This window comes from Streptomyces maremycinicus (assembly GCF_001184025.1).
Classification (GTDB): domain Bacteria; phylum Actinomycetota; class Actinomycetes; order Streptomycetales; family Streptomycetaceae; genus Streptomyces; species Streptomyces maremycinicus.
This window is the reverse complement of the sequence record NZ_BBYG01000027.1, coordinates 64,002-76,365: the sequence shown is the minus strand read 5'-3', so window position 1 is coordinate 76,365 and position 12,364 is coordinate 64,002. Positions and strand designations below refer to the sequence as shown.

Sequence of the window (12,364 nt, the reverse complement as noted above, 5' to 3'; positions counted from 1 at the left end):
CACCCCCCCCGCGGGAGGCTGCAGATGGCGTAAGCACCCCTCGAGTCCAGGATGCCGAGTGACGCGTTGTCAGGAGGGGTGGAGTTCGACGACGACGCGGTAGCTCGCCGGTTCTGACGTGATGTGTAGGTCGGGGTCGTCGAACATGCGCTGCAACGAGGCATGCCACTCGGGATTGTCGGTGGCCTTGTCGAGCGCGGTCCCCGACGTCCACTCCGCGATGTGGACGAAGCGGGTAGCCCGGCCTTCGGAGAGGGGCCGGTGCAAGCGGGAGCGGACAAAGCCGGGCTGGGCCGCCATGATCCGGGCGTTCTCCTGGTACACGACGGCGAAGTGGTCGGCTTCGTCCGTCGGCACGATGTAGCTCTTGATGACCGTGACAGGTCCGTCGGTGCTGGTCTTCGATGCGAGGGAATGGCTCATGCCCCTATTGACCGACGACGCCTCGCGTCTGTGACCGGCGGCGGGTGCCGAAGTGAGCGCTCGAGTCGGTGAGGGTGGAACGGGCAAGGGGACGGCCCTCGTGCGGGGTTGCCCGACGGCACTTCGCGTGAGGGCCCTCTGCGGTCGGTCAATTATCCGAACGGCAGGATCAGTTGCCGTCGTTCTCCCAGTGGTGGACGGCTGTGGTCGCGGTGACGTCGTTCGCGTAGACCAGGGCAACACGGTGGTTGTACTGGATGGTGTACATCTTCTTGCCTCCGATGAGCACCGCTCCGCTGGTGGGGAAGTAGTCGTCGGTGGCGGCCGCTTCCCGCGTGGCCACGTATGCCTGTCCGGTCGGGATGGCGTACATGTTCAGCGGCGCCTGCGTGGAGGCGCCCAGGCCAGCCGGGTACTCGGCTTTGTCGGGGTAACTGGAGCCGTACGGGGACACGGGAGCGGTGCCCGCGGGCTTGATGATTTTCACTCCGTAGCTGGTACGGGTGTTGGCGCCGCCGGGGTTGTAGAACCACACCTTCGCACCGCTGAACCAGATCGCGGTCCAGTCGTCCTGGACGTCCGCGACGACGAACTGCTGTCCGGCCTGAGCCGTGCTGCCCCAGTCGTTCACCCGGCCGGTGCCGGGCGCGGTGCCGTGGATCGCCTGGTCGCCGAAGAGCGGGGCCGCCTGGCTCGGGGCGGTGTGCAGGTAGACGAAGTTGGTGAGGTGCTGCTGCTCGGTGCAGGCCGTCGTCTGGCCGGTCGGGTCGTCGGAGGGGCAGATCTGGAGAGTTTGCACGTTGTCCGCGAACGAGGGCTTGATCGACACGACGGAGCCGGGCTGCGGCACCTCAGATACGCCGCTGACGGGAGCGTCGAGCAGGCTCATGAAGCGGTTCCAGTCCCAGGCGTAACCCGGGTCCCAGTGCATGCCGGAGACCAGGGCGGAGTTGGGCCCGGCAACGTTGTCATGGCCGATGACGTGCTGGCGGTCCAGCGGGATGTCAAACCGATCGGCCAGGTACTTCACCAGATCCGCCGTGGACTGGTACTGCGCCTCCGAGTACCAGGCGGCGCCGTGCGCGGCGTACCCCTCGTGCTCGATGCCGATCGAGTGCAGGTTCGTCGAGTAGTTCCCCGCGTGGAAGGCGATGTCCTTGGTGGTCACCATCTGAGTGACCGCGCCGGTCGAGGACATCACGTAGTGGGTCGCGCCCGGGTTCGCGGGGTTCGCCAGGCCCGCCACGCCGGCGTCGTAAGTGGACTCCAGGTCATGGATGACGATCGTGTCAATGCGGATGCCGTTGGTCGGTCGGTCGGCAACCTGACGGCCGACCGGTGATCCGGCGACGAAAGTGCAGGCGACGGTCGTCGGGCATTCGGTGGCGGCCGCCGTCGAAGAGGACGTCAGATGCAGGGAGTTGATCTGCTCCCGGGCGGGATTGACGGTAGGTCCGGCGGCCAGACGTACGCGCTGGCCGTCCTGGGTCGTCGCCGAGGCGCCGCTGCGGATGGTGCGAAAGACGCGGTCGGCGAAGGAGGCAGCCGCCTGCTTCTGCTTGGCCTGGCTGTACCGGGCCACGGCTCCGTACCATCGGGAGGGGTCCGCGGGGGTCGCCCGACCAACTCCGTCTCGTACGAGGCGAGCAGGGCGGCACCCCCGCGGATGTTCGCGGTGTCGTCCTCGCGCAGTGACTTGACGGACAGCCCGGTCAGCTTGGCCGCCTGACGCAGGGTGTGCAGGGCGGGGTCCGCGGAGAGGAAGTCGAGGTCGGTGCGGCCCGCCGCGCCCGCGGCACCGCCCGCCAGTATGGTGGGGGTGACGTTCGTGAGGTTCATAGGTCCGTAACCGCCGTCGGTGCTCGGCAAGGCGCCGTGGCCCTCCCATGCCGACTCCTGGTGGGAGAGGGCGAGAAGCACGCTCGACGGGATGTCGAACTCCTCCGCAGCGGCCAGCAGCGCCTGTTGTCGAGAGTTCGCGGTCGCGCTCGGGCCGTCGGCGAGTGCGTGGTCGGGCAGGGCGAGCAGGGATCCCGCGACCACCGCGCTCACGGCGATGCCGACGGGCACGCCAAGGGCCTTCTTTCTTTTGTGCAAGGTGATGCTCCTCAGAGGAAGAAACATGGGCATCGAGGCGCGCCGGCGGCATGGCCGCTCGTGGGGGGGGAAAAGCCCGGGCGACAACTCAATGCGGGGATGACTATAGGGCCATGTTTGCTGCAGTGGCCACGGGAAGAGTAACTGCTTCTGTCACACGTGTGTTGAGACGGAGCTGTACGGAAAGGGCTTAACAACCCTTTTTGGGATGACGAGTTGTCGAGAGTTCAGGCGGGGAGGGGTCGCCGCGAAGGAGTGGGACCAGGCGTGACCCCAGACGTCCGGGCGGAAGCCGATAGCGGGACGTCGTATTCAAAGACGGTGTGGAGTGCTATACACTTTTCACAGCAACTCGACACCGTGTGTCAAGGCTTAGGCGCCGGTGTGGGATCGCTCGCCCACCCGCGGACCGTTCGTCAGCGGGTGCGTGCCTCGGGCGCCTGTGCGAACCCCCGCGAGCAGGCGCCCGAGGCGATTGCATGACTTCGAGTGCCCGGAACCGAAGGAGCTCAGGTCAGGACTTCTGGGCGCGGTAGAGACCGCGGCCGGCTCGGCGTACGCGGGAGGTGCCGACCAGCCGGTCGAGCGTGCTGCGCACCGCATTGATGCTCCCGGCGTCGGTGTCTCTGCCGAGCGCCGCGGCCACGTCGCGCGCGCGGACCTCCGCGTCACCGACGCCGGAGAAGTACTCCAGGATCTGTTCAGTGAGGGCGCCGTAGTTGCGCGGTTCGTCGGCCTCCGCACGCGAGGAGGGCGTCGGCTTCTCCTGCTGCGTGGGCTCCGCCAGTCGCGGTGCGGACTGCTTCCGCGTCGGGCGTGCGGGCGCAACGGCCGGAGTGTCGGCCTTCGCCTGTTCGGGTTGCTCGGCGGCGCGGCGGCCGGACGGCTCGGCCATCAGGGCCGTCAGGGCGCTCAGGGCGCGCTGGACGGAGTCGAGGTGGGCGGCCACGGCGGCCAGCTCCCTCTCCAGTGCCCGCTTCTGAATCTCCAGGCGGGCGAGGTCCTCCTGGAGGCTCTCCGCAGTGACCTCAATCTCATGCGCTGCGCGAGTTGCCGCGACCATGTCTTCCTCTCATCCTCAACCCTCCGTGCCGCGCCTCGCTGAAGTCAGCCGCGGTGCCGCTCGGCTCGGACCCGGGGATGTATGTGGGTGCATCGTATGTCACAGCGTACGAGTTCCGAACCCGGAATATGCAAAAGGTGGTGATGCGAGGCTCCCGTCCAATGAGGTACCTGCCACTGTCTTCACCCTTTGGTGAGCGGCACCTCAGCGGTGTGGACAGGGTGCGGAGCGATCGTGTCGTTCGTGACGGTGCCCCGGGTCGGGGAGGGCGGGATCGGCCGTGGGCGGCGGTTCCCCGGGCGTTCGGCCGGATTCCCATTGGGACTGCTCGCGAATGCGGCGCAGTCGCTCCGCCGATCGTTCGATGCGGGTGCCGACGTCGTCAATCGCTTCTTGAAGGATGCGGATCCGCGCCTCGAGAAGGGCCGCTTCCGCGGTCAGAAAGACGCAGGCGGCATGCGGACCGAGGTCCTGGCCCATGCGTCGTCCTTACTTCTCCTGCGTGGCTGCCCGGTTCCAGTGGCGGAGCTTGTCAGGGTTGAGGACCGCCCAGATCTGCACGACGTGGTCACCCGCGACGTCAAGACTGATCACCGCGGCGACCTCGTCGCCATAGCGCACCACTATCCCGGTGCGGCTGTTGACGGACTGGCAGTGCTGTGTGGTGCCGGGGCGCCCGGCCAGGAGGGTCAGCAGGCTGCGGGTGACGCGCCGTGCGCCGTGGACGGGCCGGGTCAGGGTTCTGACCTTGCCGCCTCCGTCGAAGAACACGGTGGCGTCCGGTGCCAGGAGGGACCTCAGGCGGTCTGGGTTCTCCGCCACGCAGGCCTGTCGGACCGCTCGCACCACACGGTCGTGCTGCTGCGGTGTAGTGGGGTGTGCCCACCTGGTCCGAAGGCTGTGCCGGCCCCGGGCGGCGAGTTCGCCGCATTCCTGTTCCGTCTGTCCGACAATGGCGGCGACCGTCCCGGGAGCCATCCCGAACACGTCGTTGAGGACGAATGCGGCCCGCTCGGCCGGTGACAGCGTGTCCAGCGCCTCGAGAAGGGCGTGGCTCACCTCCTCGTCCAGGTCCTGAGGGGGCGCCGTGCCAACCGGGCCCGGGTGCGACCGCCCGGTCGGCGCCAAGCGCTCCAGGCAGATGCCGCCGACGGTCTTCACCAGCCAGGACCGGGGTTCGGCGATGCGGATCCTGTGGTCGTCGGGCAGGGTGTACCAGCGCCGGTAGGTCTCCGTCACGACGTCATCGGCATCCTGGCTCCGGCCCAGCATCCAGTAGGCCACGTTGAGCAACCGCCGCCGCTCGTCGAGCAGCTCCGCGATCGGCACCGTCGCGTCATCCTGTTCCCCGACCATCTGGCATCACCCCTTCGCACAGCACCCGACAAGGCGGTGCCACCCCTGATCTCGGCCGATGTCCGCCGCGGCTCCCGAGAATGGGGCAGTCCGCTTTCGTCCGGCGGGTCGTACCGATGCACTGCTGACCGGACAGGGACAGATCATGTGACACGGTTACCCGGTCGTACGCAGCGGCACCTCCCCGTCCTCCGGCGAGCCGCGGTCTCCTTCGCGGTGGTCGTCAGGGCACGAGGCTCTTGAGGGGCACGTCGGGATCGGACAGGCTCGCCTCCGCCACGGAGGCACCGGACTCGACGAGGGCGCGGACGGAGTCGATGGCGTTCCACACGTTCACACTCAATGCCTGACAAGACCCGGTCACCGGCCAACCAGAAGGCGATGAACCGCCGCTCGGTCGAATTTCCGCGGAAGACGACGCGGTGGTAACCGCCGGGCTCGGTGTAACCCGTGTACTCCATCCCGAGGTCGTACTGATCGGTGTAGAAGTACGGCAGCCGGTCGCAGGCGGCCTCCTTGCCGAGCATGGCCAATGCCGCTGTGCGGGGCTGGTGCAGGGCGTTGGCCCAGTGCTCCACCCGCAGGTGCCGGCCGAGCCGGGGATGGTAGGCGTTGGCGACATCCCCCGCGGCGTGCACGTCCTGGGCCGAGGTGCGCAGATGCTCGTCGGTGACGATGCCATTGCGCACCTCCAGCCCCGCCGCCCCGGCGAGCTGGACGTTGGGGGTGATGCCGATGCCCACCACCACGGCGTCGGCGGGCAGTCGGGTTCCGTCGGGGAGCTGGACGCCGTCGGCGCGGGTGCCGTCTCCGGTGATGCGCTCGACGGAGGCGTGGAGCCGCAGGACGACCCCTTGATCCCGGTGCAGGTCGGCGAAGACCTCGGCCGTCTCCCGGCCGAGTACCTGCGTTCCGGTCATCAGGTCGATGTCATGTTCGCGGTACCAGTTCTCGGGATGCACGAATATGGACTCGCGGTCCTCCTTGCCGAGCAGGTACTCCTTGGACAGCGGCGGTCGGATGTAGGGGCGCTTCGCTTCGTCCCCGATGAGGACGAGCGGGCCGTCGTAGCCCTGTTGCCGGAGTTCCTCGGCGGCCTTGCCGGCGGCGAGGCCGCCCCCGATGATCACGAACCCGTTGTCTCGCGACATGATGTTCCCGTCTTCGCTCGCGCGCGCCGGACACCGGTGTGCCCTCGTGCGGACAGACCGTGAGAACCCGCAGGTTGTGACACCGGCCCGCGCCGCGGAGGCAGCGTGCGGGCCTGCGAGGGCAAAGCGGAGCGGAGCGGTGCGACGAGGGCGCGGACGACGTCCGTGTTCCACGCCCCTGGCCGAGGCGGTCCGCAGATCTGCGCCCCTCGTCGCTTGCCGGCGAGGGCTAGCGTCCGGTGCCCTGCGCCCAGTGCGCCTCGAGGGCGGCGGCCACCTCCGCGGGCCGCTCCAGCACCGTCCAGTGGTTGCAGTCGAGATGGAGGACGCGGGTGGCGCGCAGGGCTGCGCCGAGTTCGTCACCGAACTCGATCTGGCAGGCCGGGTCGCGCGCGCCCCAGAACACCAGCGCGGGTGCGGCGACGTTCGACAGGGCCGGTTCCCACTCCGTCCCCATGGCCACGGCGGACCGGTACAACCGCAGGATGCTGTCCTTCATCGTGCCGTCGACGTGCCGGACCATCTCCTCCACCGGTTCGGCGGGCGCGTCGAAGCCGTTCACCAGGTCCTTCGCGAAGGACTCAGGATCCAGGTCGGCCATGAACCGCTCGCCGGCGACGGGGTCCTGCCAGGTCTCGGCCAGCGGGTGCCAGACGTAGCGGGAACTGATGGGTCCGTTGCCACCGGCCCAGGTGCGCACCAGGTCGGGGCGGAGGGAGGCGACGCGGGCGGTGAGGATGCAGCCCCAGTCATGACCGACCAGGTCCACGGGCTCGCCGACGCGCTCGAGGCGATCGACGAGCCAGTCGACGTACTCCTCCTTGCTGGAGCCGAAGCCGGTGGGGCGGGGGGTGCCGAATCCGGGCAGGTCCCAGGCCTCGACGTCGGAGCGGGTCAGGTGTCGGCGTACGCCGTTCCACACGCGGTGGGTGTCGGGAACGCCGTGGATGAGGATGGCGGGCATGGTCGGTACATCCCTCGTGACAGGGGCCGCGGCCGGGATCCGAGGAGGCTGTGCGGCCGCGGCGGGCCGGGACGACGAGCATCATGTGCTGCGCCGGATGTACTCAACATAGTGGCACACAGTGTCATGGTTGCCGTCACAGGTGGGGCGTCAGACCTGCCACGTGGGGGATGTACGCGCTTTCCTCCCGTTCGCCCGCGCGTCCGACGAGCGCGCCCTCCGGCGAGGCCTACACCGTCAGTGCCGAGTTCTACGATGTGCTGCATAGGGAGGCCGATGCCGCGCACGTGCGGCAACCGTACGAAGAAGCGGTGGGCAACGCGCGGGTCGGTGTGCTGGACATCGGCGCGTGCACCGGCCGTGTCACCCCGCTGAGCCTCACCGGGTCCGACGTCAGCGTGCACGCCGAACCCGTGCGGTCCATGCAGCGCCACCCTGATGACCCGGCTCGCGTCCTTCCCGTCGACGCGCGCGAACGGATCACCGTCGCCCCCTGCACCCTCCCGGAGACCGGCCTGCGCGGTGTCGCCGGTGTCGCCGTCTGCCACCGTCCACTCCTGCCCGCCCGGCGACCAAGGCGGCCACGAGTACGGCGTGCGCATGGTGCTGTCGGCCCACGCCGACGCGACTCGTTGCCCCTCGACACGCTGTGGCACACAGAACGCCGTCCCGGCTGCGGTCCCGGTGTCACACGCGCGGGCCCTCACCTGTCTCTCCTTCTGCGGACCTTGCCCGGGCCTCCTCGGCTGCGGTCCGCTCCACCACCGGCAGGCACACGGCGACGGCTCGCAACGACTGATCGTCGTGACCAGCGACCGCAAGGATCCACATATGTCGACCGTCGTCCCGTACACAGCGCTGACAGGTGTCTACACCATCGACCCGGCGCACAGCACCATTGGCTTCTCGGTCCGGCACGCCATGATCGCGAACGTGCGCGGGCGCTTCGGCGCGTTCGAGGGGCTGGTCAAGCTGGACGGGTACCAACCCAGCCGCTCCGAGGCGTACCTGAGCGTCCAGACCGGCAGCATCGAGACCAGCAGCCCTGACCGGGACGCCCATCTCGCGGGTCCGGACTTCCTCGACGCCGCCACCTATCCGCTGATGGTCTTCCGCTCCGCCGGCCTCGCCGACCGCGGAGATGGCCAGTTCCGTCTGAGGGGCCACCTGAGGATCAAGGACGTCGAGCTTCCTCTCCAGATCCACCTCGCCTTCGACGGGGCCACAGAGGATGAGAACGGAGACCACCGTGCCGGCTTCTCCGGCACCGCTCTGGTGCGCCGCTCCGACTGGGGGCTCGGCGGGAACCCGCCCGACGAAACCGGCGGCGTCCTCGTCAGCGACAAGGTCAGGCTCAATTTCGACATCTCCGCTGTCCGCCTCTCCCGCTCGTATGCCGCCTGACCAACCCCGCGCCACAACACCGACCGCCTGTGCGGTCCCCGCCGGCGGCGATGCCGGTGACCACAGGTCGGTCCGCAACCGCGGCCGAACCGTACGCACGAAACCCAGGTGAGACCCCCCATGAATCAGAGCCGGTTCCGCTCGATCACGACGATCGAGGGTCTGCGAGAGCACCTGCAGTGGGCCATCGAGCTGGAACACGCCACGCTGCCGCCCTACCTCACAGCCCTGTACTCCCTCGACCCCGAGCGGAACGCCCACGCCGTCGAAGTGGTCAGCAGCGTGTTCGTCGAGGAGATGATCCACCTCGCGCTGGTGGCGAACGTCCTGAACGCGGTCGGCGGGCACCCTCGCGTCGACACCCCGCAGATACTGTCGCCGCATCCGCGGCCCATGCCGCACGCCGACCCCTCCATGCAGCTCTCCCTGCTGCCGTTCGGTCAGGAGGCGGTCACCATGTTCCTCCGCCTAGAACAACCCGCCCACCCGGGCGACCCGGCCGAGGGAGACGCCTACATGACGATCGGCCAGTTCTACGACGCGATCGAGAAGGGCCTGCGACACCTGTGCGCCGAGCTCGGCGAGGAACAGGTCTTCACCGGTGATCCTGCCCGCCAGGTGGCCGCAGGACCCTTCGGGCACACCGGCGGGCGGCTGAGCCCGGTCACCGATCTTGCCTCGGCGCTCTCCGCCCTCGAGGAGATCGTGGAGCAGGGCGAGGGTGCGGCACGCGTCGACGTCTGGGACGGGGACGTGGACATGTTCCACCCGCAGACCAAGGCGGTCTCGCACTACTACCGCTTCCAGGAGCTCGCACAGGGCCGGCGCTATCAGCCGGGGGACACACCGGAGACAGGGCCCACCGGCGAGACGCTCACCGTCGACCGCGCCGGGGTACGCCCGATGCGGCCCAACCCGCGGCTGGAGGACCATTCGGAGGGCAGTGCGATCCGCACGGCGCAGGAGGCGTTCAACATCGCGTACGGCAAGCTGCTGCGGCTTCTGGAGCAGGCGTTCAACGGCAATCCCGCGATGCTCGGGGTGTCGGTGGGCACGATGTACGCGCTCAAGGGGCAGGCACAGAGCCTGATGTCGATGCCCGACGGCGAGGGCCTGACCGCGGGCCCGACCTTCGACTACGTCGCTCCGGAAGATCGCGGCTGACCCCTGCGCACATGGTGGCCCCCCGGACCGACGGTCCGGGGGGCCACCATGTGCGCAGGGGTCAGGGGGCGGACGCTGCACGCCCCCTGACCCGCGGTACCAGTGGGTCAGCGCACGGTCCGGGCGGCAGCCTCGATCACCTCGGCTACCTCGGCGGGGTGGGAGACACTCACGGCGTGCGATGCCCGTACGCGCGTTATGTGGGCGTGTGCGCGCTCTGCCATGAAGATCTGGGTCTGCGCAGGGATGTTGCGATCCTGGGTGGCGACCACGGCCCAGGACGGGATGTCCTTCCAGCCGGGCTCGGAGGCGTCGTCCGCCAAGGCGGCGTTGGTGATCGGGCGCTGTGTGACGGACATGAGGTCCGTGGTGTTGCGGGGGACGTCGGCGGCGAACTGCTGGCGGAACTTGCTCGGTTCGATCGTCAGGTCCGCATCGCGGGAACCGTCCGGCAGGGTGACCGGCACGGAGTGCAGAGCGTCGCCGAGGGTGCTGCCGGGGAACTTGCCCGACAACTCGACGGCGCTCTCTCCCTTTTCGGGGAGGAAGGCGGCGACGAAGACCAGGGCCTTGACGTTGTCGGCGTCGTGGGCGGCGTTGCTGATCACCGATCCGCCGTAGGAGTGTCCGGCCAGGACCACCGGGCCGTCGATGCCGGCCAGGACCTCTTTGAGATAGGAAGTGTCGTTGTTCAGCCCGCGCAGGGGGTTGGCTGCGGCGACGACGGGGTAGCCCTCGTGCCTCAGCCTCCTGATGACGCCGCTCCAGCTGTTGGAATCGGCGAACGCGCCGTGCACGAGTACCACCGTGGGCTTCTTCTCGCTGCCCGGTGCGGACGTGGTTCTGTCCGCGTGGGCGGGGGCGACTGCCGTGGCGACGAGGGCGGTGGCGACGGAGGCGGTGGCCAGGAGGGAGAGAGGGGTGCGGACCCGCTGGTAGGTGGAAGTGCGGTTCATGGGAGGCCCTTTCGGGAAACGGTGTGCTGTCACCTTCAAGGACCGTGTGCGTGTCAGAGGTGTGACACTTTGTTTCTTTTAGTCCTTTTTGCTGGTGGAGTGGTCTTCGCCGGTGATTTCCCTGCATTCCTGGACGGTGGGCTTGAGGATCTGTGTCCCCTCGCCGTAGAAGCCGCGGCTGAGCCGCCCGCGCAGCCGTCGCACTCTGCCGCTCGCGTGGCCGTCTGCGTCGCGTTCTCCCGGGTCGAGGGGCCGGTACTGCTCGTGCGCCGTGAGGGCGTGGAGCTGGTAGGGGTCGAGGGGCTGGTGCACCTCTACGTACTCGCCGTGCGGCAGGCGCTTGATGACGCCTGTCTCGCGGCCGTGCAGGACCTTGTCGCGATCGCGGCGTTGCAGACCCAGGGCGATGCGCTTGGTCAGGTAGAAGAGGACGACCGGTACGACGAACAGGGCGATGCGGACCGTCCAGGTGACCGTGTTCACCGACATGTGGAAGGTCACGGCGATGATGTCGTTCCCGGCTCCGAGCAGTGCCACCAGGTAGACGCCGAGCCATGCCACACCGAACGCCGTGCGCACGGGCCGGTTGCGTGGCCGTTCCAGCAGGTGGTGTTCGCGGTCGTCGTCGGTGACCCAGGCCTCGATGAACGGGTAGGCGCCCATGACGAGGAAGAAGCCGAAGCCGGCGAGGAGAGGGATCAGATTGTCCAGGGCCAGGGTGTGGCCCCAGAAGTTCACCTCCCACCCGGGCATGACACGCAGCAGCCCGTCTGCGATGCCCATGTACCAGTCGGGCTGGGATCCCGCGGAGACCTGATCGGCACGATAGGGGCCGAACTCCCAGACGGGGTTGATCTGGGCGATCGCGGCGATGGTGAACACGACCCCGGCGACCATGCTGAAATAGCCAGCCGCCTTGACCACGTACACCTGCATCGGCAGGCCGACCACGTTTCGCTCCGTACGGCCTGGTCCCGGGTACTGGGTGTGTCGGTGCCGGTGCCCGAGGAGGGCGTGGAAGGCGACGAGCGCCAGCATCAGCGCCGGAATGACCAGGACGTGGATCACGTGGAAGCGGGGCACCAGGTCGTGCCCGGGGAACTCGCCGCCGAACAGGAACATCGACAGGTAGGTACCGACGATCGGTACCGACAAGAGTGTCCCGTTCACCACGGCGAGTCCGGTTCCCGACAGGAGGTCGCCGGGGAGGTCGTAGCCGGTCAGACCACCGAACATGCCGAGGACGAGCAGGGCGAAACCGGCCACCCAGTTCAGCTCGCGGGGCTTGCGGAAGGCGCCGGTGAAGAACACGCGCATCAGGTGGGCCAGCAGGGAGGCGACGAAGATCAGTGCCGCCCAGTGGTGGGCCTGCCGGATGAGCAGGCCGCCGCGTACGTCGAACGAGATGTGCATCGTCGAGTCGAACGCCTCGGACACGAACTGGCCGCGCAGCGGAGCGTAACTTCCGTCGTAGACGACCTCGTTCGACGACGGGTGGAAGTAGAACGTCAGATACACGCCGGTGACGAGCAGGATGACGAAGCTGTAGAGACAGATCTCGCCCAGCAGGAAAGACCAGTGCTCCGGACGGGCCCTGCGAGTGCCGGTCGTGGTGTCAGGCCCGATGCCCATCCGTGTTCTCGCCCAGTCGGCGATTTTGCCACCGCTGCGGCTGCTCGCCGTGGTGACAGGTTCGATTGCGTCGCTCATGTCAGTACCACCATCAACACATCATCGGGAGCGCCTTGCGGCCGGTTCTGCGCAACGAAACGGTGCATGGTGGCAA

General features: G+C 68.4%; 10 protein-coding genes and 1 pseudogene. 2 read left to right on the top strand and 9 right to left on the bottom strand.

All coding sequences use genetic code 11. The features are described from left to right. Positions 1-69: 69 nt before the first annotated feature. From AOQ37_RS36935 to AOQ37_RS36910, 7 genes and pseudogenes are all read right to left on the bottom strand, one after another. Positions 70-423 carry an antibiotic biosynthesis monooxygenase family protein gene (locus AOQ37_RS36935; RefSeq protein ID WP_062651368.1) on the bottom strand — a complete coding sequence of 118 codons (354 nt, stop codon included), beginning with the start codon at positions 421-423 and terminating at the stop codon, positions 70-72. 169 nt (positions 424-592) lie between these two features. Then, a complete protein-coding gene (locus AOQ37_RS36930) occupies positions 593-2,005 on the bottom strand; it encodes an N-acetylmuramoyl-L-alanine amidase (protein WP_234437134.1) in 1,413 nt (470 codons plus the stop codon). Between the two features lie 1,029 nt (positions 2,006-3,034). Next, positions 3,035-3,583, bottom strand: a complete 549-nt coding sequence (locus tag AOQ37_RS36925; protein WP_062651366.1) for a hypothetical protein — start codon at positions 3,581-3,583, stop codon at positions 3,035-3,037. A gap of 204 nt (positions 3,584-3,787) precedes the next feature. Continuing rightward, positions 3,788-4,063 (bottom strand): hypothetical protein, encoded by a 276-nt coding sequence (locus tag AOQ37_RS40650; protein ID WP_159401431.1) that lies wholly within the window; start codon positions 4,061-4,063, stop codon positions 3,788-3,790. 9 nt (positions 4,064-4,072) lie between these two features. Further along, positions 4,073-4,939 (bottom strand): sigma factor, encoded by an 867-nt coding sequence (locus AOQ37_RS36920; protein ID WP_062651364.1) that lies wholly within the window; start codon positions 4,937-4,939, stop codon positions 4,073-4,075. 223 nt (positions 4,940-5,162) lie between these two features. Further along, positions 5,163-6,090: pseudogene (locus AOQ37_RS36915) on the bottom strand (NAD(P)/FAD-dependent oxidoreductase). 229 nt (positions 6,091-6,319) lie between these two features. After that, positions 6,320-7,054 carry an alpha/beta fold hydrolase gene (locus tag AOQ37_RS36910; RefSeq protein WP_062651362.1) on the bottom strand — a complete coding sequence of 245 codons (735 nt, stop codon included), beginning with the start codon at positions 7,052-7,054 and terminating at the stop codon, positions 6,320-6,322. 831 nt (positions 7,055-7,885) lie between these two features. On the opposite strand from AOQ37_RS36910, the gene AOQ37_RS36905 reads away from it, so the two are divergent. Continuing rightward, positions 7,886-8,458 carry a YceI family protein gene (locus tag AOQ37_RS36905; RefSeq protein WP_062651360.1) on the top strand — a complete coding sequence of 191 codons (573 nt, stop codon included), beginning with the start codon at positions 7,886-7,888 and terminating at the stop codon, positions 8,456-8,458. A 120-nt stretch (positions 8,459-8,578) separates the two neighbouring features. After that, a complete protein-coding gene (locus AOQ37_RS36900; RefSeq protein ID WP_062651358.1) occupies positions 8,579-9,622 on the top strand; it encodes a ferritin-like domain-containing protein in 1,044 nt (347 codons plus the stop codon). Between the two features lie 107 nt (positions 9,623-9,729). On the opposite strand, the gene AOQ37_RS36895 is transcribed toward AOQ37_RS36900, so the two are convergent. Beyond that, a complete protein-coding gene (locus tag AOQ37_RS36895; protein WP_078890564.1) occupies positions 9,730-10,578 on the bottom strand; it encodes an alpha/beta fold hydrolase in 849 nt (282 codons plus the stop codon). Between the two features lie 78 nt (positions 10,579-10,656). Further along, positions 10,657-12,288 carry a cytochrome bc1 complex cytochrome b subunit gene (gene qcrB, locus AOQ37_RS36890; RefSeq protein ID WP_062651356.1) on the bottom strand — a complete coding sequence of 544 codons (1,632 nt, stop codon included), beginning with the start codon at positions 12,286-12,288 and terminating at the stop codon, positions 10,657-10,659. Positions 12,289-12,364 lie beyond the last annotated feature (76 nt).